Source organism: Mucilaginibacter sp. BGA-UO-ETr-C110, assembly GCF_059567985.1.
Genome location: NZ_JCAQPB010000002.1, coordinates 6151595 through 6176603 on the forward strand (window position 1 = coordinate 6151595; position 25009 = coordinate 6176603).

A 25009-nucleotide genomic window follows, 5' to 3' on the forward strand; every position below is an offset into this window, starting at 1 on the left:
AACTATCTGTTCTTTACAAAACTACAGGTGGTTAGCGGTAATAAATTGTATAAAAACGACATATAAGCAGGAGCAATGCTGCTATGCCTGCTATTTTTACTCTGCAGTTTTAATATGGCTCAGGTTTTGAATTTTACCCTCGCCGAACGACCAGTTTTCTTTGCCGCCGTTTTCTACCAGTGTGATGATCACATCATTGATCAGTACAGGGGTTTGGGCTGCTATTTTACCGGCGATGGCGGCGTATAGTTTTTCTTTTTGTTGATAGGTGCGGCCCGAGCCTGCCGTTATCTGCACGTACACCATATTGCCGCTGTGCGCTATACCCAGATAGTTTTTGGGGTAGTATAATTGCGAGGCCTCCAGCTCTTCAATAACATGAAAGTAATCATCCAGGGGTACATTAAATTCTGCCATTAATGATTCATGTACCGCCTTGGATATTTTGTCCTTGGCATCAGTAGCCAATGTTTTCAATAAACTTATTCGTACAAAAGGCATAAAACTAAATTATGGATAAATATTATACTAACTTATTTTAGATAAGTTTTTTAGCATTTTGTTACTTCTTAATGACAAAAACTTACTGATTTAGCACGATAATTACCTTCCCAAATTGTTCACCAATCGCTACGTAACGGAATGCCTCCTTTACCTGTTTAAACGTATAAGTTTTATCAATAACCGGTTTGATATCAAATACTTCAATGACCCGGTTCATGGCTTCAAAGCTTAACCGGCTGCCTACAAAAATTGGCCTTATACTGATCATTTTAACAAACAGCGGGGTAAGTACGCTTTTTAAAAGTGAGGTTGAATTGTTAACCACCCCGGCGCTGCTTACCAGTGTAACTTCGGCCCCAAAAGCAGCTGATTTTACCGACTGTTCAAAGGTGTCAATACCCCCGGTCTCAATCACCCGGTTCACGCCATTACCTCCCGTTAATTCTTTTACCTGCTGATGCCAGTCGGCATAGGTAGTATAGTTGATCACCTCATCGGCACCCAGGTTACGCAAGGCTTCAAATTTTGAATCTTTTGATGTTAACGCGATAACGCGGACCCCCATCATTTTTGCAAACTGAATGGCAAACACGGCCACGCCGCCACTGCCGATAGTAAGTACCGTATCGCCGGCCAAAACCGGGCGCGGCCCCGTTAATGCCGACCACGCCGTTAAAGCCGCGCAAGGCAATGTTGCCGCTTCTTCCCAGCTCAGGTTGGCAGGGATCCTGACCAGCCAATCTTCGTTCAGTAATACATATTCGGCCAGCATGCCATCCAGCGTACAACCCAACTGATCAATAATATCCATATCAATTTGCCCGTCGCGCCAGTTGGCAAAATAATTGCCCGCAACGCGGTCGCCGGTTTTAAAGCGTGTAACGTTGGCACCGGTTGATACTACCTCGCCTACACCATCACTTAAGGGTATGATACCCTGCTTTGGCGGCAGCGGATATACCTGGTTGAGTATATAAAGATCCCGGCGGGCAATGGATACCGCTTTTACTTTGATTAATACCTGGTTAGTACCGGGTGTTGGTACCGGGCGTTCGGTTAAGGTAATTCCGTCGATAGAGCCAAAATTTTCAATGATATACGCGTTCATGATGTGTTTTTATTTGATGGTGTAAACCTACCCCGGCAAACACATCAAATAGCAACCATTTCGCGACAGCCACTTACCACTTCACGACAAATAATCCCCAGTGATCAATAAAACTCAGGATACACCTTAAGTGCTTTAGCCTGCTTTTCATCGTGCCCAAAAATGGGGAAGGCCTTGTACTCCGTGGCGATAGCTTGGATCTTGTTTAATGACGCGGCCGCCAATTCCGGATCGGGAGCAGCATAAGGCACGTTGTTCCTGAAGTTAGCTTCTGTTAGCGCCGCATCGATACAAAGCAATACATAACCAGAACTTGCTGTATTGATGAGTACCGACTGATGACCGGGTGAGTGGCCAGGTGTTGATATCAACCGGATGTTATCGCACAGCTGGTAGTCGCCATCAATTACCTGGTAGTTCATCTCCCGAATGCGGCATGCCGGTGGGGAATAATTTTCATCGTCCAAAATGCTCAGCTCATTTTGCTGTACCAGAATGGGGGTACGGGTTTCCAGGAAATACGGGTTCCCACCGGAATGGTCGCTATGAAAATGGGTGGCTATCACCAGTTTGATATCTTCTAGTTGATAACCAACGCGTTTAAGCAGATTGGGGATGCGGTGTTCCTCATTCATATACATGTACAACAAACCGTCGAGCGGTGTGCCCCTGTAAAAATCGGAATTGTTCAGGAAAGCTTCGGCAAAGCCTGTATCTATCAGGATAGGTCCGTCGCTGGTGTCCAGTAAATAAATACAAAGCGGCGAATGGATCATCTGGGGGCTATCGGCCCCCAGATCGGTATTGAAGAAAAACGCTTTCAATATCCCATGGCCTGCCGGGATGATGTACAACTTATTTACGACAAGATCTTTGCTGAGCATACGGTTAATGTTTAAAATTTAAACAGCACTTTTCCTTCTTTTTTTGCTTCAACGGCGGTTTTGATAGCCTCCTGGTAATTATCAAGTGGAAAGCTCGCGGCAACTTCCATTTTAAATGCAGGATCGCCAATAATGGTTACCAGGGAATTTATAATATCAGTCTTTTGTTCGGCCGTTTTACTCTCCAGGTATGCCCTGACGCCAAATCCGTTGATGGAGATATTTTTGTATAGCACATCGGCGCTGTAAAGCTGTATGGGGTCAGGACTCAGTCTGCTGTAAATGATCAGTCTGCCACCTGGTTGCAGGCATTTTAAAACGTCGCTGCCGGTTTTGCCACCCACCGCGTCCAAAGCTACGTGAGCGCCTTTACCTTCAGTTACCTGTTGGACGTATTCGATCAGGTCATCTTTATTTACATTAATAACATGAGCGCCATAAGCGGTTAATGTAGCCGTACTTTTATCATCCCGTACGGTAGCTATCACATTTATGCCGCGCAGTTTGGCTATTTGTATGATCAATTTTGACACGACCGAATTGCCCGCGGTGATCAATAGCCAGTCGCCGGTCTTCAGATCGGCCCGCTCCAGTAAACCCAAGGCTGTAATCGGGTTCAGCGCAAACTGGATGGCTTTCTCTACCGGAAAATTATCAGGCAGCACCAGTACATCATCCTTTGACAGCGCCACATATTCGGCCCAGGCATTCCGGCTGAAAAAGGATACCAGGGTGCCAACCGGAAGATCGACACCTGGGCCTGTACTTTCAATAATGCCGGCCCCTTCCAGCCCTGCTATCTGCGGTAACTCGGGCTTGACCCGGTACGTTCCGCTAATGAAGAAAAAATCTGAAGGGTTTATAGGACTACCCAGTGGTCTTACAATTACCTGATTTTCCTTTGGTGTGGGTTTGTCAAACTGTTTTAATAGCAACACATTTTGAGGGTCACCCGTTTCTTCAAAATAGATGGCTTTCATTATAGGTTAGTCAGTTTTAAAGAGGCTTCGTTATAACGGCCGCCGGTGTCAGGGTATTTTAACAACAAGGCGCCTATTTCCTGCAAATCGGCAGTGGATAATTTTACATCAACGGCACCGGCATTTTCTTGCAGGTATTTACGTTTTTTGGTACCGGGGATAGGTATAATATCATCGCCCTGTGCCAGTACCCAGGCTAAAGCCAATTGTGCCGGTGTTGCATTTTTTTGTTGGGCTATATCAGCAAAAGCATGAGCCAGTTTTTGGTTGTTGTCCCAATTGTCCTCGCTAAAACGGGGCAGCATCCTGCGGAAGTCATCAGCAGCTAAGCCATCTTTACTTACGGTGTTGGTTACCAAACCACGGGCCAGCGGACTGTAAGGTACCAGTGAAATATTCAATTCGCGCAGGGTAGACAGGATATCACCTTCCACATCGCGGCTCAGTAATGAGTATTCGCTTTGCAGGGCGGCTATCGGGTGAACCGCATGTGCCTTGCGAATGCTGGCCGCGGACGCTTCTGACAATCCCAGGTAACGTACTTTACCTTCTTTAACCAGCTCGGCCATAGCGCCAACCATTTCTTCCACAGGTACATTAGGATCGATGCGATGAGCGTAGTACAAGTCGATAGTGTCGATACCTAAACGTTTCAGGCTTCCTTCCACCGCGTTTTTGATATGGGCGGGTGATCCGTCGAAATAAATATTTGAATTTCCGCTGCCTGCGTAAGGAGCATTGGGGTCACGGTACCTGAATCCAAATTTGGTAGCGATAAATACTTTATCGCGATTGGTTTTAAGTACTTTCGATATCAGTTCTTCGTTTTTGCCGTCGGCGTACATATCGGCGGTATCCCAAAAGTTGATGCCCAGGTCGAGGGCCAGGTTAAGGGTGGCTATAGATTCTTCATTATCAATAGGGCCATAGGCAAAGCTCATGCCCATGCAACCCAGGCCAATGGCCGAGAGTTTTTCGTTAGTGTTTCCTAAATTTCTGTATTCCATAGTGTTTCTGTTTTGATAGTACAAATATATAGCGACCACGAACCGTGCCGTTTACACTTATCAAACTAAAACCTATAAAATTCAAACAATTAAACGCGGAAGGCTTTTGGATTGAGTGTGGTTTGTTTTTTAAAGAAGTTATTAAAGTAGGCCGGGTATTCAAAACCCAGGCTGTAGGCAATATCAGCCACGTTCCAGTCGGTATACCGGAGCAGGGCCTTGGCTTCTTTGGCCACACGTTCGGCAATGTGCATGCTGGTGGTTTTACCGGTGCTCTCTTTCACTGCCCGGTTCAAATGATTCACATGTACCGATAAACGGCCGGCATAGTCGGCAGCGGTACGCAGCTTCAACGCATAATTGGGCGAATCGATAGGGAATTGGCGCTCCAGCAACTCCATAAATAAATTAGCTATACGGGATGAAGCGTTGCTGTGTTTAAAAAAAGTATCGGCCGGTTTTAGTTTAAGCGCCTCGTGTACAATAAGGTTTACATAATTGCGAAGCAGATCATATTTATACATATAATCGCTATCGATCTCATCCAACATTTTGCAAAATATATCGCTGATGATCTTAACCTGTTCATCATTAACAAAATAAACCGGGCTGCCGCCTACTTTAAACAAAGGCGAATCAATAAAACTTTCGCTGCGGTTGTTACTGCTGATAAAATCTTCGGTAAAGAGGCAAAAATAGCCGGTTTGCTGTACCGGGGCTGCCTCCCAGGAGTAGGGGATGGTTGGGTTGGAGAATACCAGGGCACATTTATCAAACGTGATACCCTTATCGGCATAATATAAAGTACCCCCGCCGATGCTCAATGATATTTTATAAAAATCGCGACGGTGATAGCTGGTCAGGTTATGACAGATCTCGCCCCGGGGGTATACATTAAAATGCCCGGCGCCACGTTGATTATCTGCCAGGGGCATCATCTTCATGGCAGGATGACCTTCGTAAAATTCTTCGATTGTTTCGGTTGGATGCATACTCAAAGTTATGAAATTCAAATAACCGGGAAGATGGCCGCAATGGATATGCAGCTATCACCATAAATCTTTACATTAAGATTGCAGCTTGGCTAACCGCTCCTTAGCCCGCTGAGGCAGGCCTGTGTTGCCGCTTTGCTTATCGTAGTTCAATTGAAGATGAGTGATGAGCCAAATGCCGTTCTGTTTTTCCAGTTTGGTATGGTAAGTTCCGGAAATTGTCCATACATCGTCGTCCATAAAATGATCGGCCTTGCCTACATAATCTGCATCGGCCTGGTTGCCGTGAAGTTTTACCCTGAACTCGGAGATCTGATGATGGGTGGAGTCAAAACCCGGCATAAAATGCGACCAAAGAGCTGTAATTTCCTGAGGCGTTTGTACAGAAGGTTCACCGCCCACCATTGAAGTATAGTCGTACAAAACAGTTTCCGCCATTACATTGTGCACTGATTCCCAGTCACGGGCATCAACGCTATTGAACAAATTTGTAATTGCTTGTATTATTTTATTGCCTTCCATACCTTGTTAGATGTTAAAATATTGAATTTGTTTCAAACTTAAACCTAATTAATTAATAATTTATCAATATCGGCGATGCATCATTCCAGGTGTCCGGTTTGAGTTAGCTGATCGTTGATGGTCTGTAGTTTTTCGATAATAGCCGCCCACTCGGCGCGTTGCTTTTTGACTCTTCGTGGAATTAGATAGAAATAAGCGAAAGCCATCCATGCGAATAAACAAATATACGCAACACTTCCCCAAATAGCCCCCATTTTTATAACAGGCTCAATCATAAATAAAGTCACACCAACAAATAGGGTGATCAGGTACAGTTTTACTAATTTGGTTTCAACAATTTCCTGTTTCCTTTTGATGGCCAATAACTCCTTTAAATAAGCAAAACTATCGGCCTCGGCATGGCTTTTAAACAAATCTAATAATAAACCATTGGAAATCAATAGATAAGCCACGAAACCGGTAATGGTAAGCAAACCACCTATAAGGGTGGTAATCATAGAGGAATGATAGCCGTAATAGAGGAAAACGATATAATAAATAGTTACGGCTATCAGTAAACCATTTGTCCAAAGCAATTTATTCCTCGTTTTTTTCTTCAGCCGGCCTGATCTTTTAATAACCTCCTTTATATCAGGTTTAACAACAACATCCTGCTGTTGCCAAATGGCTTTAAAATCAATATTGGTGCTCATACTTTTTGAATTTTTGTGAGAGCTTTTCTTTTATGCGGTAAACTTTTACCCTGATGTTGGTTTCGGAAAGGCCTACGATGTTCGCGATTTCGGCTTGTTTAACATCTTCCAGTTCCAATGAAATAATAATGCGATCGATCTCGGGCAGTTCGGCAATACATTTATACAACAGTTGCACCTGGCTATCAGTATCCGGCGGTGGTTTATCTTCCAGTTGAACCGGCATTTCGCCCTTGGGCATTTTACTTTGCTTTTCCAGTTGCCTTAAACAATGGTTAGAAGCTATACGATATATCCAGGTACCGATGGCCGATTCATTGCGAAACTGCGATAACTTTTGCCATACCGTAATAAAAGTTTCCTGGGTAACATCCTGCGCCCAGTCATGGTCATTCATATATCCCATACACAGGCGGAATATCTTGCTGTAATAAGTGTCGTATATTTCTTCGAATGACATGTTTTGAACTCCAGTCCAATGTTTATACGCCGTTAGATACCAACTTTTTTAAAATGCTACACTTTTATAAAAGTATTAAGGATAGATTGTAAAGTTTGCGCCACTCTTTCAAAAGTTTAAACAGGGACGCCAGAAATACGTTTATATTAGGATCATGATAAACCAATATGGCTGCCGATATTAATAAACAAGAGTTATTACCCCATTTATTCCGTACCGAATACCGCAAAATAGCTTCGGTGCTTTATAAGCATTTTGGTTTTGAATACCCCGAAATTGCTGAAGATATTGCCAGCGACACTTTTTTAACCGCATCAGAAGTATGGAGTTTAAAGGGATTACCCGATAACCCGGTGGCCTGGTTATATACCGTGGCCCGCAACAAGGCTAAGGACTATCTGAGGCGTGATAAACTTTTTGCCCAAAAGATAACCAGCAACCTGCAGGCAGCTTATGAAGGTCCCGAAGAAATGGTGATAGATCTGTCGGACGAACACATAAGGGATAGCCAGCTCCAACTGATGTTCGCCATCTGCCAGCCTATACTACCCGTCGAAGCCCAGATAGGTTTGGCGCTCCGTATCCTTTGCGGCTTTGGTATTAACGAAATAGCCGATGCCTTTTTATCCAACAAAGAGAGCATTAACAAAAGGCTGTTCAGGGCGAAGGAAAAACTGCGTGAGGAAAATGTAAAGATCGAATTTCCACCGCCAGCCCAGATCAGCACCAGGATACAGTCGGTTTTAACCACATTGTACCTGCTATTTAACGAAGGTTATTATTCCAGTAGCAAAGATACTACCCTGCGTAAAGATCTTTGCCTGGAGGCCCTGCGCCTGGCTGTTTTATTAACCGAAAATAAAAGCACCAATTTGCCCGATACCAACGCGCTTATTGCCCTCATGTGTTTTCATGCATCGCGTTTTGAGGCTCGTACTGACGAGCACGGAGAAATGATACGCTATGATGAACAGGATACCAGCTTATGGAATACCGAGCTAATAGCCAGGGGTAATGCTTACCTGCACAGGGCATCGCAGGGTGACCAATTAGGTAAATATCACCTGGAGGCAGGCATTGCTTACTGGCATACCATTAATACCGATACACCCCAAAAGTGGGAGAATATATTACAATTATATAACGGCCTGCTGCAAATTGCTTATTCACCCATTGCCGCCCTTAACCGCACTTACGCGCTTTTTAGGGCCCGGGGGAAACAGGAAGCCATAGCCGAGGCCGAAAAGCTGCAACTGAATGATAACCATTTATACCATGTTTTACTGGGCCATTTGTATACTGGTATCGACCAACAGACGGCCGTAAAACATTTACAAACCGCGTTGAAACAGGCAAAAACAACCACCGAGAAAAACCGGATTCGTAAGGACCTGCAAAAATTGGAGTAATTTTAAAAAAAGAATCAATTATGGCGTATGACGAATTATTAGCTAACCGGATACGGGAAGCCTTAAGCGAACAAGACCAGGTAAACGAGGTAAAGATGTTCCAGGGTTTGTGCTTTATGGTTAATGATAAGATGTGTGTTTGCATACGCAACCAGGATATGCTATGCCGTATAGGCACCGAGCAGGCGGTTATCGCATTGGAAAACGATAATTGCCGCCAGATGGTAATGGGCAGCCGGGTGATGAAAGATTTTGTTTTTGTGGAGGCAGAAAACCTGCGCACAGCGAAAGATTTTGACCATTGGATAAACCTTTGTCTGCAGTTTAACAAGATCGCAAAACCATCCAAAAAGAAGAAAAACAGTTAAATTATTCCCCCATAACTGTTTTTTATACAATTATATCACGTTGATTAATAATTTTTTCCTACTTTACTTCATCGATCGGCATCTACCTTTTTAGATTTTTTTTGGAATTTCTTTTATTTATGCTTATATCGAATGTAATTCTATCTTTGTTTTTTATTATAATTCGGATTATATAAGATGCTAAAATACTCTAAACAGACCAGGTTATTGCTGGCTGTTGACTGCATTATTTTTGGATTTGACGGAGAGGTTTTAAAACTATTACTGATCAAAAGAGGATTTCAGCCCGAGAAAGGGAACTGGAGCCTGATGGGTGGTTTTGTGCAGGGCAGCGAAAGTATTGACCAGGCAGCTAACCGGATCCTAAAACAATTAACCGGGCTGGAAGGGGTATACCTGGAGCAGCTATATACTTTTGGCGAACCCAACCGTGATCCTATGGAACGTACCGTTTCTGTAGCGTACTTCGCGCTTATTGATATACAAAAGTATCAAACTCAGATCAGTTCAGATTATCATGCAGAATGGTTCCAACTGAAACGGACACCCAAACTGATATTTGACCAGCAGGAAATGTTGGAGCAGGCCAAAAAACGCATCCGTTATAAAGCGGCCATGCACCCTATATTGTTTGAGCTTTTGCCTACCAAATTTACCATCCCTCAGCTGCAAACGCTTTATGAATGTGTTTTTAATACCACCATTGATAAGCGAAATTTTAGTAAAAGAGTGCTGGCAACCGGCCTGCTCATTAAGTTGGCCGATAAGGATAAAGCAGGCTCAAAAAGAGGTGCCTATTACTATCAGCTCAACATGCAGAATTACTACGCCAAATTCCAGGCTTTCATGAACTTTATCCCAAATCCGGATACACTTTAATTTTTATACTTCTTAAAGTTTTTTAATTAGTTCGCCGGTTTTTCGATCAAAAAATAAAAGTGATTTCAACAATCATTATCAAATTAATGCCGGTCTTTCAGGGATCACCTGAAGGACCGGCACTCTTTATTATACCGAATAATTAATCATCATCCGAGCCACCTTCGGCTTTTGATTCCAGGTAAAATGCTCCCTTTAGCGCTGCTTTGGCATTAGCTGGTAAACTGATCATCGGTTTAATTTCTACATAACCCAGTTCCATTACACCGGTTGCTACCTCGGCCTTTTTAAAACTGTAGCTGGTTGCTTTACCTCGTCCGGTTTGCTCATCGGTCACTATATAGATATATTGTCTGCCGCCGGAACGCACAACCGCATCGACCGGAACAGCCGGTACCGGGTGACTGCCTATATTGATGAGGGCGGTGACATACATTCCCGGGATCAGGTTTTTATGCTGCCGGTTATCGATCTCAGCATGAACAATAACACCCTTGCTTTCATTTTCAAAAGATTTGTTGATACCATTGATCTTCCCGGTGATCATCAGATCGCCCTGATTGGTGAGCTGAAAATTTACTTTTTGGCCGAGCTTTACCTGCATCAGATCCTTTTCAAATACGGTAAGGTCGCAATGGATCTTGGAATTATCCACCACTTCCATGATGGATGTGCCCGGCTGTACAAACGCGCCTGTATTGGCCGAGATCTTACCCACGGTTCCGGTGATGGGCGAAACTACCGGAAAGCTGGAAACAATATGACCACTGTTAATACGGTCTGGACTGATACTTAATTGCCTGAGCTGACTTTCAAAGGCTTTGATCCGCGAAAGCTCGGCGTTATAAGTAGCCTGTGCCAATTGAAATGATTTGCCTGTTCCGGCACCGGCATCCTGTAACTGGCGCTGGCGGTTATATTCAGCCTGCACATAGGTAAAATTGCTTTTTGCAGCCAGGTAATCCTGTTGTATTTTGATCAGGTCCTGGTTGCTGATGGTGGCCAGTACCTGGCCGCGTTTAACCTGCTGCCCCTCGAGCACACTGATATGACCAATGACCCCGCCCGAAAGGATACTTACATCCGCTTTGTTTTGGGGAGGAACAGCCAGCTGCCCGTTTGCCTTGATCACGGCATCGAGGTTCTTTTGAGCGATAGGGCCTATCTCAATACCTACATTTTTCATTTGTGCTTCTGTAAGCGTAATGTTATCCGGCTTCGCGATTTTTACATTGGCCGCTTCCTGTGGACTATCACTTTCTTTTTTTGTTGAATTGCCCGAACACCCGGTTAGCATAGCGGCACCAACGATTATCAGCACCGGTATAGCGTATTTATATTTTTGAATCTGCATTTTATTTTCCTTTGATATATTGAATTTGTATGGCCGACTGATTTAAGCGACTTACCGTTTCGAGGTAGGCAAGCCTGGTTTGTATAGCTGCTGATGTATTCTGGATATATTCGATATAACCTATCTCTCCCAGATTGAAGGATACCTGCGCTATTCTTAACTGTTCATCGGCTTGCTTTAATCCGCCGGAAGTATAATATTCAACCGCCTGTCTGAATTTTTGATATTGCTGTAGCTCTTGTTCATATTGGGTGCGGAGCTGCTGGCGGGTTTGGTGGTAATTGATCTCGGCTACCTGGGTCGCTATTTTTTCGGAACGGATCCGCGCCGTATAAGCCTTACTGAAAATAGGCACAGCAATACCCACCTGGAAACCACCGATTCGTGTACCCGGCGAGTAGCTCCGGTTGATGTTGGCCGGATCAAAGCCTGGGATGAGCAGTTGTTGGTTATATCCCAAAGTAAAATCGGGCATGAGCCGCGATTTTTCGACGGCTACCTTTGCCCTGGCCACTTCAATTTGCTGAAGGCCTTGGCCTACTTGTGGGTTATCGGCTACATTGGCCGTATCAGAGCGGAGATCAAGCAATATAGGTAGAGCACTTTCGCTCACAACTACCGGTTCATCCATATTCAATAATTGCTGTAATGCCAACTCATTACTGCGTAGGTCGGCTTGTGTGCCTATCCGGAGGGCTTGAATTTCCTGATACTTATTACGGGCACTGATCACTTCCAGCGCGGATGTTTCGCCTGTTTTTCGTCGTACCTCCGCTTTTTTTACAAAGCCGGAGTAAATGCTATCCTGATGGTCCAAAACCCTTAGCATTTCCCGGTTCAGAAGGTAAGCATACCAGGTGCTGCGTACCTGCCTGATGATATCAGCCTTCGTGACCGCACCCGAACTTTCGACCAACCGGGTTTGCTGATCCAATAATTTTCGCTGGTTTTTATAAAAGCCCGGCCAGGCAATGTTTTGGCTTATGCCGATGCTGTTATCAATATTGCCGCCGCTGGTAGGATCCTGGGTAAGCAGAAATTCGGTCTTGGGCAGATCGGCTGATGATTTTTGTAAAGCCCGGGCTTGATCAACCGATAGCCCCGCAGATCGCACTTTCAGATTTTGACTTAGTGCTTTGGCTATCGCGCTATCCAGTGTTAACTGTGTGTTTTGCTGCGCATTTGCCTTAGGTGCACTGGCTATGGCCAGCATGCCTGTGATCAACATAGCTGTCACTGCCTTGGGTAATTTTATTTTACTTACCTCTTTTCTATTAAACAGCAGGTAAAGGCAAGGCAGCACAAACAGGGTTAAAAACGTGGCGGTAACCAGGCCCCCAATCACTACGGTAGCCAGCGGTTTTTGTACCTCGGCACCAGCGCTTGATGATAGAGCCATAGGCAGGAAACCCAGCGAAGCTACAGAGGCGGTCATAAGTACCGGGCGTAACCTTGTTTTGGTACCTTCCAGTACACGGTCATAAATATTGCTCATGCCTTCTTCTTTTAGCTGATTGAAGTAGCCAATAAGCACAATACCATTTAATACAGCTACCCCAAACAGGGCAATGAAACCAACCCCCGCCGAAATGCTGAAAGGCATGCCACGAAGCAATAATGCCGCTATACCACCCATAGATGCCAATGGAACAGCTGTAAAAATGAGCAGGCTTTCCTTAACCGAGCGAAAGGTGACATACAGCAATACCAGGATAAACAGCAATGCAGCCGGAACTGCTATACCCAGCCGACTTTTTGCCGCCTGCAGGTTTTGAAACTGCCCGCCATAGGTCATGTAATAGCCACCGGGTAATTTTATCCGGCTTGCCAGTTTGTTTTGTATCTCGGTTACAGTTGATTCCACATCGCGGTCCTCTACATTGAAACCTACATAGATGCGGCGCCTGCCATCCTCGCGGGAGATCTGGGCTGGAGCATCTTTGATGCTAATATCTGCTACCTGGTTCAGCGGTACTTTATTGCCAGATGGGAGAGGGATCAACAAATTCTCTACGTTGGCAATATTTTCGCGCAGGTTGCGGTCCATGCGTACCACCATATCAAAGCGCTTCTCACCTTCAAATACTACACCGGCCACATTACCGGCAAATGCGGTTTTTAGTATCATATTCACATCGCTGATATTTAAGCCATATTGGGCCATCCTGTCGCGGTTATAGGATACCTGTATCTGCGGCAAACCGATCACTTTTTCAACATAAGGTTGGGTTACACCTTTTACTGTCGATATCTCCTTAGCTATTTTACCGGCCTCATCAGCCAAAACATCCAAATCTTCCCCATATATCTTAATGGCTACGTCCTGCCTGATGCCCGTCATCAGCTCGTTAAAACGCATTTGCATGGGCTGTGAAATGGAGGCGTGGATACCGGGGAGCTCTTCCAACACGGCCTCCATTTTTGCGGACATTTCCTCCCTGGTCGCAGCGCTTTTCCATTCAGACTTTGGTTTCATCGCCAGCATCATATCTGCCCGTTCAATGGGCATGGGGTCGGTAGGGATCTCCGAGCTGCCAATCCGCGTAACTGCCTGTTTGATCTCCGGGAAACGGTCCTTCAATAGTTTCTCCGCTTTCCCGAAGGTCTTGACCACTTCAGAAAGAGAGGTGCCTTGCATCATCGAGATCTCTACGGTGAGATCCCCCTCTTCCAGTGTAGGGATAAACTCGCCGCCCATACGGCTAAATGCCCATATCGAGATACCAAATAATATAAAAACCACTGCTATGGTCAGCACCTTCACCTTCAACACAGCTACCAGTGCACGCTGATAGATCCGCTGTAGGAAATTGATGATACGGTCAGAAATATTGATTTTATGTACTGTTTTCTTGCTCAGGAACAGGGCGCTGGCCATAGGTACATAGGTGAGCGATAGGATGAATGCGCCCAAAATGGCAAAGGCCACGGTTTGTGCCATCGGCCTGAACATTTTGCCTTCAATACCAATAAGCGATAATAGGGGAAGATAAACGATGAGGATAATGATCTGTCCAAAAGCTGCCGATTTCATGAGTTTGCCGGCGCTGTTTTGTACCTCGGTATCCATTTGTTCGGTACTGAGCTTTTCGATAGCATCCTGCTGATAGCGGCCGCTGGTAATATGATGCACCACGCTTTCCACAATAATTACTGCGCCATCCACAATAAGCCCAAAGTCGATAGCACCTAAACTCATGAGGTTGCCCGAAACGCCAAACAACCGCATCATCAAAAACGCGAACAGCATGGCCAGTGGGATAACGGAAGCAACCACCAAACCTGCCCTGAAGTTGCCTAACAGGAGCACCAATACAAAAATAACGATCAGCGCGCCCTCCAGCAGGTTACGTTTTACGGTGCCGATGGCACGATCCACCAGTTCGGTACGGTCAATAAAGGGCTCGATGACCACACCTTCGGGCAGCGATTTTTTGATCTGCACCATACGGTCCTTTACATTTTTGATCACCTGGCTAAAATTTTCGCCTTTTAGCATCAGGGTTACCCCGGCTACTACTTCGCCATCGCCATTTCGGGTTACCGCGCCATAACGGGTAGCGCTGCCAAACTGTACTATGGCAATATCACGTATCAAAACGGGTGAGCCCTTTACATTTTTAACAACAATTTTTTTGATGTCATCCAATGTTTTCACCTGCCCCAGACCACGGATAAAATAAGCGTTATTGAGCTGTTCGATATAGGAACCGCCTGTGTTTTCGTTGTTTTTTTGCAGCGCAGTATAAACATCGGGAATGGTAAGCCCCAGTGAATTAAGTTTATCGTTATCCAGTGCCACTTCGTATTGTTTAACAAAGCCGCCCCAACCGCTTACTTCGGCAACGCCTACGGTACCGGCTAACTGTGTGCGTACCAACCAATCCTGGATGGTGCGCAGATCGGTAGCAGTATACTTTTGCTCGTAGCCTTTTTTGGGATGGATCACATACTGATAAATTTCCCCAAGTCCGGTAGTTATCGGCGCCAACGTGGGCTGACCAAGATCGGTTGGGATACTGCTTTCCGCTTCTTTTAATTGGGCAGTTACTTGCTGGCGTGCCCAGTATATATCAATATTGTCTTTAAAAACTAGGGTTATAACGGATATGCCCGAACGGGATATAGACCGTTTTTCGACTATCCCGGCAATATTTGCCATAGATAGTTCAATGGGAGCGGTAATAAATTGCTCTACTTCCTGTGCGCCCAGATTGGGTGCCTGCGTAATGATCTGTACCTGGTTATTGGTAATATCGGGTTGCGCGTCGACCGGTAAATTGGCAGCGGAATAGATCCCGGCAATCACCAGCAACAGCGTCATGATCCCAATAGTTACCTTGTTCCGGATAGAGAACGCGATAATATGATCAAACATGAAATTTTTTTAAATTAATGCGACAATCCATGCCTCGTCACAAGTGACGGGCAAAAAAATTAAATTGGAAATTCGTATTAACTTAATTGAGGCGGCTGCCAGATAGCGATGTCCTGCTCAGATAAAGCAGGAATGATCAGATCGGGATATGGAATAAAAGTATTTTGCCGGAATGATAGAGCTTGTACCTCGAGATGAATGTCTCTAACACTTGAGCAGCAGGAGCAGGAGCAAAGTGGAGTACAAGCTTCGCGGCTGCAATCCTGATTACCATCATGCGCCTGTCTGATGGTCAGGTGCGTTTGAGTCCATACAGCATCATCCTTATCCTGGCACGGCATTACCGAGAGGAGGGAAACGTATAAGCTTATGATGATGGCTAAATATTTCATCGGGCACAAAGTTAGGCTATTTATACCAAAAACTCAATGGATATTGTTTGCAGCTAAGAAAGAGAGTAGGTTCAAAAAGATTTGCTTCATTAAAAAAGGCTTTACGATTTCGTAAAGCCTTTTTTGTTATTGTGGAGAATATTGGAAATTGAGTTGATGATGATCTCTTAACTGTCAATTTTTATGACTCTGGTCACTAAAAGCCATATCTTAAACCTACCTGGAATTGGTAAGGATTGCCGCTTAAAGAAGATACACCGGCATTGGTATTTACGGCATAAGCATATTGTTTGTTTACAGCGTCGAAGCTTTTAATGGTGTAAATTGAAGTTGTAGTAAGATTATGGTTTACACCCCAATTCTTATCTAATAAGTTACTAACGTTAAACAGATCGACAGATATCTCCACGTATTGTTTCTTGAAAAACGCTATTCTTTTGATAAGCCTCAGGTCGATCACCCCGTAAAATGGATTAACGCCACCGTTGCGTTCCGCAATTTTGCCAAAGCTTTTTGTAATGTAATCCTTCATGCCTTTTTCAACTTTAGGATTGTTCAATATCGCATTGATACCATCCTTTAAATATTGCGGGGTAGATGCGGAGTTAGGGTCATAAATGTAGGCCAGATCATTGCTTGCCACAAAGTCGCCATTAACGTTGCCGTTTACAACCAATGAATACCGGGTACCGCTGATGCCTGAGAATCTTAAACCAGCACTAAAACCGTGAAACGTTGGCGAGCTGCCATAAAACACAATCTTATTCCTGAACTGATTATCCGAATAATTCATCGTGCTCAAATTACGCGGGTCATCTTTTACGTATTGTACCAGCGTCGCTGTGTTCGCCACGTTTCCGTTGTAAGAGGTATTGTCTTTGGTTTGGTTCCAGGTATAGGAGAAAGATACCTCACCTTGTTTATAGTACCTGTAATCTGCATCAATAACAAATGCCATCTGATTTACCTTGCCTACACTTTCAAGTTCCAGCACCCGGCCTACTTGTGTGGTTTTTCTGCCCTGTGTCCAATCTGCCGAACCGTTAGTCGGGTTAATGGTATTCGCCGGAACATATACTCCGCGATTATCCTCAGCCGCGATCCGGAAATAAGGCTGATCCACGATATTCTTGTCCAGATAAGTGTAGTTGTTGCGCCCTAAGCTTATATAGGCACTCGCGGTAACCCGAAAGTTTTGTGCGAAGAAGTGGGAGTATGATGCATTAGCTTTATATACCGTTGGTACCTTGGCATCCTTACCGTTCATATTAATGGTTGCCAGCTTAGGTATCGCTGGGTTGTTCAGTAGGTCCTGCCCAGGTGCACTATTGGGATCTTTCCGGTAAGCTGGAAAGTTTGGCGTAGGTACCTGGCTGCCCGTAAGATCAACACTTAAGATATGCGAACCATCAAACAGCATGTTATTGATCATGGAGTAGGGGTTGAGCGCAGAACCTAAAATACCGCCACCAAGCCTGATGATATCCTTCCCGTTTTGACCTAAATCCCAGGTAGCCTGTATTCTGGGTTGTACTTGCAGGGTAGCAAGCTTATTGGAAGTATTTAATCCTAAAGTGTTATAAACTACCTGGTTAAAGTTTGCCTTGTCCAGGTAATCGGTATAATCTACACGGATACCAGCCGTCAGGTCAAATCCTGGGAATAATGTGGTTTGAACCTGTGCATACAAGTTTGGCGCGAGAATGTTGAATTTGATATTATGATCTGGTGAAACATAAATATCTCTTGCATAACGGTAAGGGGTAAGGTTGTTAAAATTAGTTAACCCCGTAAAGTAAAAACGTCCGTTTGTTTCGCTACCATAGATGGAATTCTGGTTGGTAAAAGATAAACCACCACCAAAGGTAAAGTTATATTTGCCCTTGGTCCAGTATACGTTATCGGTAAGCTGCGCTACATTATTATTGAAATAATCGCCGCCATAACGTTGCCCGCCTAATTGTATGGCAGTTGAATAAGTTGACCCGTCAGCAGCTGTGGAAGAAATATTCTGTACAATGGCGCGTGGAATATTGTCTGCAGGCAATTGACTGTTAGCAAACATTTTGTTGTATTCCCAATAATGCTGTATTTTAAGTTCGTTGGTTAGCGTAGGGCTTAATATACTACGTAACGACGCCATAACACTGTTATTGATACTTTTTCGGGTACTGTAAACCTCATAGATATTAATGGCTGTATTATCACCATCCGATTGGTTATCCAGATCGTAAATAAAGTTATCACGGATCGTAAATAAATTTTTAGAGTTGATCTGCCAATCGATCCGGGCGAAACCCGCATGGGTGTTTTTAAATTTATCAAACTGGCCAAACTGCGGGGAATTAGCAACACCATATTTGCTCCTTGCTATGGATGAAAAGTTATCCAACGTGGCCTGGGTTACATTGTTTCGTTTTTCATCGTCTGCAGATTGTATGTTGGCAATGTACAATGGCCGGGAATCGGCCTGGTGATCCCAGGCAATAAAGAACTGTGCTTTATCCTTAACGATAGGGCCGCCAAGCGAAAATCCATATTGATAAGTAGAAAAGGCCTGGTTCCGTTTTATCCCGTTTAATCCGTAAGGGCTTGAAAGCCAGTTTGCACGGGCATAAGTGAACGCGCTTCCAGAAAGTACGTTGGTTCCTGATTTTGTTACCGTACTGATGGTTCCCCCGCCAGCGTTACCATAGGTTACATCGTAGGCATTGGTAACCACCTGGAATTCCCGCACGGCTTCCAGCGATATAGAATAGGCACCGGTTGGCTGGCCGCCTGAAATAGTTCCGCGCGCGGCCATCCCATCAATGGTATAATTGGTTGCTGATCCCAGCTGACCATTCAGACTGCTGCCAGAACTAAGTGGTGACAAGTCTGCCAGTGTTGTAAAATTACGTCCGTTCACCGGTAGCTTTGCAATATCCTTAGCGGTAACGGCTGTGGAAGAGCCTATATTTTCAATCTTGTTGCGTGATGTAGCCGATTTAATTTCAACTACATTTAGCTCCTGAACTTTGTCTTCCATCACAAACGAAACCTGGAGCAAATCGCCCTGGTTAAGTGAAAAGCCAGTTTGTTGTTGTGTAGCCATACCTACAACTGCTACGGTAATGCTGTAGGGTGTACCCAATGGAAGTTCTTTTAAAAGAAACGTCCCTTTTGAAGTTGATTTGGCTTTAATGGTAAAGCCTGTTGATTCATTTTTTACGGTTATGGTTGCATCGGGTAAGGGGGTACCGCCAGGACCGGATATCTTACCGGAAATACCGGCCAAATTAGTTTGTGCCATACCTGCCGTGACAAACAGGAAACAGGCTATGCCCAGAAGGCATATTTTTTTCAGAATACTTTTGTATAAGATTAACATTTCATGAGTTTTAGTTAATCGCAAAAGTGTTTGTATTATATTAACAAGGTGTTTGAGGAATATTAACCTTATAACATTTTTGTTACATAGTTGCCAAATCGTTACTATAGTCCGGTGGCAACATTAAAAATCTTAAAATTTAGCTGTCATTATTAACTATTTCGCATCGAAAGCATCACCCTTTAATTTATACAAGCTTTGATTGTACAGGATGGCATGAGCTACTTCAGGTTACTTGTTTTAGGGGGCAAGGAGTTCGTGTTTTGGAATGCAGTATCTCAAAAAAAATCAGGCTTTTAGAACTTAATCTAAAAGCCTGATTATCAAGTGGAGAATATCGGAGTCGAACCGATGACCTTCCCGAATATCATTCGGGACGCTCTATCCAGCAATTAATATTTCAATATATTTTCTGCTTTTCTTTCTCTTGATCTCCGTTTCCCGGCCTATTGCTGCGGCACGGGTAGGATAGGTTTCCTGATGCTTCAATACCCAATCGCTGGCTTTCTTGGTTGATTTTGAGCCAGAATTATTATGTCTGAAGAGCCTGTTTTGTAAATCTCCTGTGTGACCAACATAATATTGATCTAAAGCTGACGAATAAAGAATATAGACATAGAATTCCATAAAAAAAAGCCCACTTTGGAGTGGGCCTGTGTGGTGGAGAATATCGGAGTCGAACCGATGACCTCTTGCATGCCATGCAAGCGCTCTAGCCAGCTGAGCTAATCCCCCGGATTGGGCTGCAAATATATTATATTAAGTAATAAAATGAAACCTAAAATGATTATTTTATTTTATGGTCAAAGTCACTTTAATTCGGGAAGGTGTATCACTTTGGTTAAATCTCAACAGAACCTCTTAAAATAAGTAAAGCCCCTGATGGGCAGGGGCCTTTACTAACCAATTATAAACCTAAATTATGAGAAGACTTTTTTATCGTTTTTGTTATGGTGTAAAAGTAACACTATGTTTTCAGATTCACCAATTTTATTTTGTAATTTTTTTGTAACATTTATCAAATACTCATCTATTTCGTATTTGATTATCAAAAATACTAATAAAACTTTAATAATGTGATAAATTTTTAATTTTTTTATAACTGTTTGTATTAGTAGCAAGTTGACAGGTAAATTATTTAATAAACTAATTGAGTTTTATATAAAAAATTAAATTTTAGTAGATTTTTTTGTTAAAAAAATGTTAAAAATCATAGTTAATAGAAAATATGTTCGTTTTTAACAGAATTTTTCATTAAAAAATCAATAAATTATTAAAAAATTCATTTTAATAAGCCTGTTTTTCAAAAAAGTAATTATAAATCCATTCTTTTTATCAAAATATAAAACTCCATAAATTCCATCTTATTGTTTATTGTGAAAGAAAAATTACTTTAAACAGGCATCATTTTAAAAATGCTTTGTCACTTTTGCAGCGGATTTTATATTTTATTGATAATGACAGCTACTGAGGCACCTAAAGAACATCCGCATTTAACACCGCTTACTTTATGGATCATGACCATAGCTACCGGGTTGGTGGTAGCCAATATCTATTATAATCAACCTTTGCTTGTCGATATTGCGCACACTTTTGGTATAACGGATAAAAAGGCCCAGCAATTATCCCTGTTTACTCAAATTGGCTATGCCTGCGGCTTATTATTTATTGTACCCCTGGCTGATATGGTAAAACGTAAGCAATTGATATTATTAGATTTTATCCTGATTATTTTCGCTTTACTGGTTAGCGCACGTGCTTCATCTATATTGATATTAACTATAGCTGGTTTTCTGCTGGGCCTGTCGTCTATAATACCGCAGCTATTAATTCCAATGGCCGCTCACCTGGCCAAACCGCATGAACGGGGAAAAAAACTGGGAGTTGTGATGAGCGGGTTGTTGATCGGCATATTGCTTTCGCGTTGGCTAAGCGGCGTTATTGGTCAGCATTTTGGCTGGCGGAGCATGTATTATATAGCTACCGGTTTAATGGCAGCTATGTGGCTGATGATATTTTTCTTTTTACCCGAGGTGGAGCCTGATTATAAAGGCAGCTATAAAAAGCTGATGACCTCGCTCATCCATTTAATAAAAACACAACCTAAATTGCGTATGGCTTCTTTCAGAGGGGCCTTGTGCTTTGCCGGTTTTAGCGCTTTTTGGACTACCCTGGTGTTTTTATTAAAACAGCCCCAGTTTAACGAAGGGAGCGCGGCAGCAGGAGCCTTCGGGCTTGTGGGAGCCTTTGGAGCATTGGCAGCAGGATTGATGGGGCGACTGAGCGATAAAATGAATCCTTATAAATTATCGGGCTATACTTTATTGCTGGTTCTGATATCTTATATCATTTTTTACTTTTCAAGCAGCAGTATTGCCGGGCTCATTATCGGCGTAATTGTTTTGGATATGGGGGTGCAAGCCACGCATATCTCCAACCAGTCTATCATTTTTGCATTGATCCCTGAGGCCCGTAACCGGCTCAATACGGTATACATGGTGTCTTATTTCGTGGGCGGTGCGTCTGGGACGTTCCTGGCCAGCTTGCTCTGGAACAACTATGGATGGGCAGGGGTATGTGCTATTGGCGGTGGCTTAGCGCTTATCGCGTTAATAGCGCACTTCGTTAACTATAAGGAAAACGTCCGGAATTAGTATTACTGTACGTATTTGTTCGGTTAGCGTACGCTTTTTAAGGTGTGTACCAGGCAGCTGTACTAAAAAAAACAGAAATTTTTAAAGATATGAAAGTGGCTTAAATACAGCTGTTTACACAGTATTGTAAATTTTTTTAGAGATTCTGATGACTTTTTTGAGCTGCGATCAAGTTTTTGGCACTGATTTGGAATACTAGTTATTAAACGTAACTGTTATGAAAGCTATAAAGAAAACCATTAAGGAAGAAGAGAAAGAATGGGAGAATCCGGTAGAGCCTACAAAAACATCAGATGAACGTGATGAAGAACAGATACTAAGGCAATACAAGGAAGCTAAACGCCGGAAAGATAATCTGACCGAAGATGACGATACAAAGAAAAACTAAAGATATTTAAAACACGAAAAACTAAAACTATGAAGACCACTAAAAAACCGTCAATCAGTAAGTTAATAACCAATTTTGATAATCAGTTGAAAAGGATCATCATGAACGATCTGAAAGCTATTAAAGCTAAAACACCGTTATTGCCAACTGCTGCTTAATTGCGCACAAACTAATACTAACCTACAACACCAACACATCTATGAAAAATCATAAAACACCATCGGCAAGTAAATTAATTGCACGCTTTGAGAATCAGTTGTTAGATATTTTATTAGAGGATTTTAGAAATTTCAGAGCGAAAAATAGCTTCAAACAAAGCAATCAACAGACAGCCACACAACAAAGATTGTCAGCTGCCTGATCCATATATACATATACCTATGAAAAGATAGAGCCCTGCGAAAACAGGGCTTTATTTGTTTTGAGCATATTTGATGATCAGCGCTGCCGTTTTTTCCGATGCGCCAGGTTGGCCCATCCGCTTATCCAGTTCGTCATAATCAGTCAATACTGTTTGCCTATGGTCTTTATTATTGACCAGCAGGTCAACCTCTGCGCTGATCTTTGCTGGGGTACAATCTTCCTGGATCAATTCCTTTACCACGCCTTTATTCATAATGAGATTAACCAGCGATATAAATTCTAATTTAACTAGCATGCGTGCTACGGCAATGGTGAGTGCATTGCCTTTGTAAACAACCACCTGCGGTACATGAAACAAAGCTGTTTCCAGTGTGGCTGTGCCCGATGCTACAACGGCCGCATGTGCGTGGCTCAGTAAGTTATAGGTGGCATCAAATAATACCGGTATATTTTTCCCATTTAAAAACTGATCATAATAATCCTGTTTAAATGATGGGGCGCCGGCTATTACAAATTGATGATCCGGAAAGCGTTCCACAACACCCAACATTTCGGGAAGCAGGTTGCTGATCTCCTGTTTACGGCTGCCGGGTAACAGGGCAATAATTTTTTTACCGGCAAGCTGGTGCTGTTGCAAAAAATCAGGATCGGCTTTAAAAGCTACTTTGGCATCCAGCAGCGGGTTACCTACGTAGTCCACATCCATACCCCAGCTTTTGTAAAAATCCACTTCAAAAGGCAGGATGCAGAAGAGATGATTCACCACCTTTTTGATCTTTAATACCCGTTTCTGGTTCCATGCCCAAACCTTGGGCGAGATATAGTAATTTACTTTTAAACCGATAGTTTGTGCGTAGGCGGCAATCTTGAGGTTAAAGCCGGGTATATCAATGAGGATAAGCACATCGGGTTGCCATTCATGAATATCCTGCTTGCACTGTTTGATGTTTTTGAGGATAGCCCTTAAATTCACGATCACTTCCACAAAGCCCATGTAGGCCATTTCGCGGTAATGTTTTACCTGGGTACCACCTTCGGCCAGCATCAGATCGCCGCCAAAAAAACGGAACTCCGCATCCGGGTCGAGCGCTTTTAAGGCCTTCATTAAATTGGCCCCATGCATATCGCCCGAGGCTTCGCCGGCTACCAGGTAATATTTCATCGTATGGGCTGTAATTTAAATACAAATATCGCGAGCATAAATATAAAGGTGACCGCGGCTATACCGATCACCGTTTTATCCAGCTTTTTTTTAGCGTACCACCTGATGATTAAAAGATTCAAACCAATAGCCACCAGGTAGGGTGTACCTGGTTTATTAAACAATAAAAAATTGCCTTTTAACAGGAACAGAAAAATGAACAGACTTATGGCAGGTAATATAGCCCCGTAAATTGTACCTGCTGTTACCGTATTGTGCTTAAACATTGAACTTCCAGTTATTTAAATAAGGGATGGCATGGTGTGCGGTCATATCAAATTGAACGGGCACTACTGATACATAATTATGCTCCAGCGCCCAAACATCGGTATCCTCGCCGCCATCATTTAATTGAAAAACACCGGTTAACCAATAATATGGCCGTTTATGTGGATCAACTCTTTCGTCAAATTCCTCCGCCCATTTGGCAGCTGCCTGGCGGCATACTTTGATGCCCTTTAAATGCGGGGTATTCGGGAAATTCACATTCAGCAGTGTGGCCTGTGGTAAACCATGAGCCAAAACCTGTAAAGCTAGTTCCTTAACATATTTGATGCAGTGGCTAAAATCGGCTTGCAGCGTATAATCATCTAAAGAAAAACCGATGGAGGGGATACCCTCAATGGCTCCTTCAACAGCGGCCGACATGGTACCGGAGTATAATACATTGATAGAGTTATTTAAACCATGATTGATGCCGGATACGCACAGATCGGGCTTTTGGCCTTTAAATATTTTATTTACAGCCAGCTTTACGCAATCAACCGGGGTGCCCGAGCATCGGTACATTTCAATACCTTCGTAAAGGTCAACCTTATCTAAACGTAAGGGTTTACCTATGGTAATGGCATGACCCATGCCTGATTGCGGACTATCCGGCGCAACCACAACTACCCGTCCGATGTCGCCCATGGCTTCCATCAGCACTTTTATACCGGGAGCGGTAATGCCGTCATCGTTTACAACAAGTATGGTTGGTTTCGCTTTATTCATGCTGCGAAATTACTGATATTTTGGGGGATGTGGGGGAAGAAAAGAATTGGATTCTGGAAGAGAATTACCCATCACGTCATTGCGAGGTACGAAGCAATCTCTACATAGGCA

Annotated in this window: 24 protein-coding genes and 1 tRNA gene; 7 read left to right on the plus strand and 18 right to left on the minus strand. The window is 43.4% G+C overall.

What is annotated here, in order from left to right:
• Positions 1–96 precede the first annotated feature (96 nt).
• The 9 genes from AC57BQ_RS26510 to AC57BQ_RS26550 all read right to left on the minus strand — a co-directional run bounded on the left by AC57BQ_RS26510 (position 97) and on the right by AC57BQ_RS26550 (position 7149).
• Complete coding sequence (locus AC57BQ_RS26510; RefSeq protein WP_090473523.1) at positions 97–501, minus strand: tautomerase family protein; 405 nt, start codon at positions 499–501, stop codon at positions 97–99.
• Positions 502–583: 82 nt separating this feature from the next.
• Complete coding sequence (locus AC57BQ_RS26515) at positions 584–1612, minus strand: zinc-dependent alcohol dehydrogenase family protein (RefSeq protein ID WP_496409110.1); 1029 nt, start codon at positions 1610–1612, stop codon at positions 584–586.
• A 104-nt stretch (positions 1613–1716) separates the two neighbouring features.
• The gene (locus AC57BQ_RS26520; RefSeq protein ID WP_496409111.1) at positions 1717–2496 is read right to left on the minus strand and encodes an N-acyl homoserine lactonase family protein; all 780 of its coding nucleotides are present in this window, start codon (positions 2494–2496) and stop codon (positions 1717–1719) included.
• 11 nt (positions 2497–2507) lie between these two features.
• On the minus strand, positions 2508–3476 hold the full coding sequence (locus tag AC57BQ_RS26525) for a zinc-dependent alcohol dehydrogenase family protein (RefSeq protein ID WP_496409112.1): 969 nt from the start codon (positions 3474–3476) through the stop codon (positions 2508–2510).
• On the minus strand, positions 3476–4483 hold the full coding sequence (locus AC57BQ_RS26530) for an aldo/keto reductase (RefSeq protein ID WP_496409113.1): 1008 nt from the start codon (positions 4481–4483) through the stop codon (positions 3476–3478). The genes AC57BQ_RS26525 and AC57BQ_RS26530 overlap by 1 nt, the downstream gene beginning before the upstream one ends.
• A gap of 89 nt (positions 4484–4572) precedes the next feature.
• The gene (locus AC57BQ_RS26535; RefSeq protein ID WP_496409114.1) at positions 4573–5475 is read right to left on the minus strand and encodes a helix-turn-helix domain-containing protein; all 903 of its coding nucleotides are present in this window, start codon (positions 5473–5475) and stop codon (positions 4573–4575) included.
• A 75-nt stretch (positions 5476–5550) separates the two neighbouring features.
• Entirely contained in the window at positions 5551–5997 is a 447-nt protein-coding gene (locus tag AC57BQ_RS26540) for a nuclear transport factor 2 family protein (RefSeq protein ID WP_496409115.1), read from the minus strand.
• 80 nt (positions 5998–6077) lie between these two features.
• A complete protein-coding gene (locus AC57BQ_RS26545; RefSeq protein WP_496409116.1) occupies positions 6078–6689 on the minus strand; it encodes a hypothetical protein in 612 nt (203 codons plus the stop codon).
• Positions 6673–7149, minus strand: coding sequence for an RNA polymerase sigma factor (locus tag AC57BQ_RS26550; RefSeq protein ID WP_496409117.1), 477 nt, complete (start codon positions 7147–7149; stop codon positions 6673–6675). The genes AC57BQ_RS26545 and AC57BQ_RS26550 overlap by 17 nt, the downstream gene beginning before the upstream one ends.
• 167 nt (positions 7150–7316) lie before the next feature.
• Here AC57BQ_RS26550 and AC57BQ_RS26555 point away from each other — a divergent pair, with 167 nt between their 5' ends.
• The 3 genes from AC57BQ_RS26555 to AC57BQ_RS26565 all read left to right on the plus strand — a co-directional run bounded on the left by AC57BQ_RS26555 (position 7317) and on the right by AC57BQ_RS26565 (position 9805).
• Positions 7317–8558 carry an RNA polymerase sigma factor gene (locus tag AC57BQ_RS26555; RefSeq protein ID WP_496409118.1) on the plus strand — a complete coding sequence of 414 codons (1242 nt, stop codon included), beginning with the start codon at positions 7317–7319 and terminating at the stop codon, positions 8556–8558.
• Positions 8559–8578: 20 nt separating this feature from the next.
• The gene (locus AC57BQ_RS26560) at positions 8579–8926 is read left to right on the plus strand and encodes a TfoX/Sxy family protein (RefSeq protein ID WP_496409119.1); all 348 of its coding nucleotides are present in this window, start codon (positions 8579–8581) and stop codon (positions 8924–8926) included.
• A gap of 177 nt (positions 8927–9103) precedes the next feature.
• The gene (locus AC57BQ_RS26565; protein ID WP_496409120.1) at positions 9104–9805 is read left to right on the plus strand and encodes an NUDIX hydrolase; all 702 of its coding nucleotides are present in this window, start codon (positions 9104–9106) and stop codon (positions 9803–9805) included.
• 142 nt (positions 9806–9947) lie between these two features.
• On the opposite strand, the gene AC57BQ_RS26570 is transcribed toward AC57BQ_RS26565, so the two are convergent.
• From AC57BQ_RS26570 to AC57BQ_RS26595, 6 genes are all read right to left on the minus strand, one after another.
• Positions 9948–11159 (minus strand): efflux RND transporter periplasmic adaptor subunit, encoded by a 1212-nt coding sequence (locus AC57BQ_RS26570; RefSeq protein ID WP_496409121.1) that lies wholly within the window; start codon positions 11157–11159, stop codon positions 9948–9950.
• Position 11160: 1 nt separating this feature from the next.
• Positions 11161–15537, minus strand: coding sequence for a CusA/CzcA family heavy metal efflux RND transporter (locus AC57BQ_RS26575; RefSeq protein WP_496409122.1), 4377 nt, complete (start codon positions 15535–15537; stop codon positions 11161–11163).
• A gap of 77 nt (positions 15538–15614) precedes the next feature.
• Positions 15615–15929: a DUF6660 family protein gene (locus AC57BQ_RS26580; RefSeq protein WP_496409123.1), complete on the minus strand. Its 315-nt coding sequence runs from the start codon at positions 15927–15929 to the stop codon at positions 15615–15617.
• Between the two features lie 196 nt (positions 15930–16125).
• Positions 16126–19299 carry a TonB-dependent receptor gene (locus AC57BQ_RS26585; RefSeq protein WP_496409124.1) on the minus strand — a complete coding sequence of 1058 codons (3174 nt, stop codon included), beginning with the start codon at positions 19297–19299 and terminating at the stop codon, positions 16126–16128.
• 381 nt (positions 19300–19680) lie between these two features.
• Complete coding sequence (locus AC57BQ_RS26590; RefSeq protein ID WP_496409125.1) at positions 19681–19926, minus strand: GIY-YIG nuclease family protein; 246 nt, start codon at positions 19924–19926, stop codon at positions 19681–19683.
• A 31-nt stretch (positions 19927–19957) separates the two neighbouring features.
• Positions 19958–20034, minus strand: a tRNA-Ala gene (locus tag AC57BQ_RS26595).
• Between the two features lie 722 nt (positions 20035–20756).
• On the opposite strand from AC57BQ_RS26595, the gene AC57BQ_RS26600 reads away from it, so the two are divergent.
• The 4 genes from AC57BQ_RS26600 to AC57BQ_RS26615 all read left to right on the plus strand — a co-directional run bounded on the left by AC57BQ_RS26600 (position 20757) and on the right by AC57BQ_RS26615 (position 22702).
• Positions 20757–21953 (plus strand): MFS transporter, encoded by a 1197-nt coding sequence (locus AC57BQ_RS26600; protein WP_496409126.1) that lies wholly within the window; start codon positions 20757–20759, stop codon positions 21951–21953.
• Positions 21954–22170: 217 nt separating this feature from the next.
• Complete coding sequence (locus tag AC57BQ_RS26605) at positions 22171–22341, plus strand: hypothetical protein (RefSeq protein WP_176852174.1); 171 nt, start codon at positions 22171–22173, stop codon at positions 22339–22341.
• A gap of 29 nt (positions 22342–22370) precedes the next feature.
• A complete protein-coding gene (locus AC57BQ_RS26610; RefSeq protein ID WP_255367059.1) occupies positions 22371–22499 on the plus strand; it encodes a hypothetical protein in 129 nt (42 codons plus the stop codon).
• Between the two features lie 41 nt (positions 22500–22540).
• Positions 22541–22702 carry a hypothetical protein gene (locus tag AC57BQ_RS26615; protein WP_496409127.1) on the plus strand — a complete coding sequence of 54 codons (162 nt, stop codon included), beginning with the start codon at positions 22541–22543 and terminating at the stop codon, positions 22700–22702.
• A gap of 51 nt (positions 22703–22753) precedes the next feature.
• Here AC57BQ_RS26615 and lpxB read toward each other — a convergent pair whose 3' ends face one another.
• From lpxB to surE, 3 genes are read right to left on the minus strand one after another with little or no spacing between them, the layout of a single operon-like run.
• Positions 22754–23866 (minus strand): lipid-A-disaccharide synthase, encoded by a 1113-nt coding sequence (gene lpxB / locus AC57BQ_RS26620; protein ID WP_496409128.1) that lies wholly within the window; start codon positions 23864–23866, stop codon positions 22754–22756.
• The gene (locus tag AC57BQ_RS26625) at positions 23863–24132 is read right to left on the minus strand and encodes a hypothetical protein (protein ID WP_496409129.1); all 270 of its coding nucleotides are present in this window, start codon (positions 24130–24132) and stop codon (positions 23863–23865) included. The genes lpxB and AC57BQ_RS26625 overlap by 4 nt, the downstream gene beginning before the upstream one ends.
• Complete coding sequence (gene surE, locus AC57BQ_RS26630; RefSeq protein WP_496409130.1) at positions 24125–24898, minus strand: 5'/3'-nucleotidase SurE; 774 nt, start codon at positions 24896–24898, stop codon at positions 24125–24127. Before surE ends, AC57BQ_RS26625 begins: the two co-directional genes overlap by 8 nt.
• Between the last annotated feature and the right edge of the window lie 111 nt (positions 24899–25009).

What these genes read in the sequence shown, in the direction of transcription:
- AC57BQ_RS26510 (WP_090473523.1), bottom strand. Translation starts at nt 501, where the DNA reads ATGCCTTTTGTACGAATAAGTTTATTGAAAACATTGGCTACTGATGCC.
- AC57BQ_RS26515 (WP_496409110.1), bottom strand. Translation starts at nt 1,612, where the DNA reads ATGAACGCGTATATCATTGAAAATTTTGGCTCTATCGACGGAATTACC.
- AC57BQ_RS26520 (WP_496409111.1), bottom strand. Translation starts at nt 2,496, where the DNA reads ATGCTCAGCAAAGATCTTGTCGTAAATAAGTTGTACATCATCCCGGCA.
- AC57BQ_RS26525 (WP_496409112.1), bottom strand. Translation starts at nt 3,476, where the DNA reads ATGAAAGCCATCTATTTTGAAGAAACGGGTGACCCTCAAAATGTGTTG.
- AC57BQ_RS26530 (WP_496409113.1), bottom strand. Translation starts at nt 4,483, where the DNA reads ATGGAATACAGAAATTTAGGAAACACTAACGAAAAACTCTCGGCCATT.
- AC57BQ_RS26535 (WP_496409114.1), bottom strand. Translation starts at nt 5,475, where the DNA reads ATGCATCCAACCGAAACAATCGAAGAATTTTACGAAGGTCATCCTGCC.
- AC57BQ_RS26540 (WP_496409115.1), bottom strand. Translation starts at nt 5,997, where the DNA reads ATGGAAGGCAATAAAATAATACAAGCAATTACAAATTTGTTCAATAGC.
- AC57BQ_RS26545 (WP_496409116.1), bottom strand. Translation starts at nt 6,689, where the DNA reads ATGAGCACCAATATTGATTTTAAAGCCATTTGGCAACAGCAGGATGTT.
- AC57BQ_RS26550 (WP_496409117.1), bottom strand. Translation starts at nt 7,149, where the DNA reads ATGTCATTCGAAGAAATATACGACACTTATTACAGCAAGATATTCCGC.
- AC57BQ_RS26555 (WP_496409118.1), top strand. Translation starts at nt 7,317, where the DNA reads ATGGCTGCCGATATTAATAAACAAGAGTTATTACCCCATTTATTCCGT.
- AC57BQ_RS26560 (WP_496409119.1), top strand. Translation starts at nt 8,579, where the DNA reads ATGGCGTATGACGAATTATTAGCTAACCGGATACGGGAAGCCTTAAGC.
- AC57BQ_RS26565 (WP_496409120.1), top strand. Translation starts at nt 9,104, where the DNA reads ATGCTAAAATACTCTAAACAGACCAGGTTATTGCTGGCTGTTGACTGC.
- AC57BQ_RS26570 (WP_496409121.1), bottom strand. Translation starts at nt 11,159, where the DNA reads ATGCAGATTCAAAAATATAAATACGCTATACCGGTGCTGATAATCGTT.
- AC57BQ_RS26575 (WP_496409122.1), bottom strand. Translation starts at nt 15,537, where the DNA reads ATGTTTGATCATATTATCGCGTTCTCTATCCGGAACAAGGTAACTATT.
- AC57BQ_RS26580 (WP_496409123.1), bottom strand. Translation starts at nt 15,929, where the DNA reads ATGAAATATTTAGCCATCATCATAAGCTTATACGTTTCCCTCCTCTCG.
- AC57BQ_RS26585 (WP_496409124.1), bottom strand. Translation starts at nt 19,299, where the DNA reads ATGTTAATCTTATACAAAAGTATTCTGAAAAAAATATGCCTTCTGGGC.
- AC57BQ_RS26590 (WP_496409125.1), bottom strand. Translation starts at nt 19,926, where the DNA reads ATGGAATTCTATGTCTATATTCTTTATTCGTCAGCTTTAGATCAATAT.
- AC57BQ_RS26600 (WP_496409126.1), top strand. Translation starts at nt 20,757, where the DNA reads ATGACAGCTACTGAGGCACCTAAAGAACATCCGCATTTAACACCGCTT.
- AC57BQ_RS26605 (WP_176852174.1), top strand. Translation starts at nt 22,171, where the DNA reads ATGAAAGCTATAAAGAAAACCATTAAGGAAGAAGAGAAAGAATGGGAG.
- AC57BQ_RS26610 (WP_255367059.1), top strand. Translation starts at nt 22,371, where the DNA reads ATGAAGACCACTAAAAAACCGTCAATCAGTAAGTTAATAACCAATTTT.
- AC57BQ_RS26615 (WP_496409127.1), top strand. Translation starts at nt 22,541, where the DNA reads ATGAAAAATCATAAAACACCATCGGCAAGTAAATTAATTGCACGCTTT.
- lpxB (WP_496409128.1), bottom strand. Translation starts at nt 23,866, where the DNA reads ATGAAATATTACCTGGTAGCCGGCGAAGCCTCGGGCGATATGCATGGG.
- AC57BQ_RS26625 (WP_496409129.1), bottom strand. Translation starts at nt 24,132, where the DNA reads ATGTTTAAGCACAATACGGTAACAGCAGGTACAATTTACGGGGCTATA.
- surE (WP_496409130.1), bottom strand. Translation starts at nt 24,898, where the DNA reads ATGAATAAAGCGAAACCAACCATACTTGTTGTAAACGATGACGGCATT.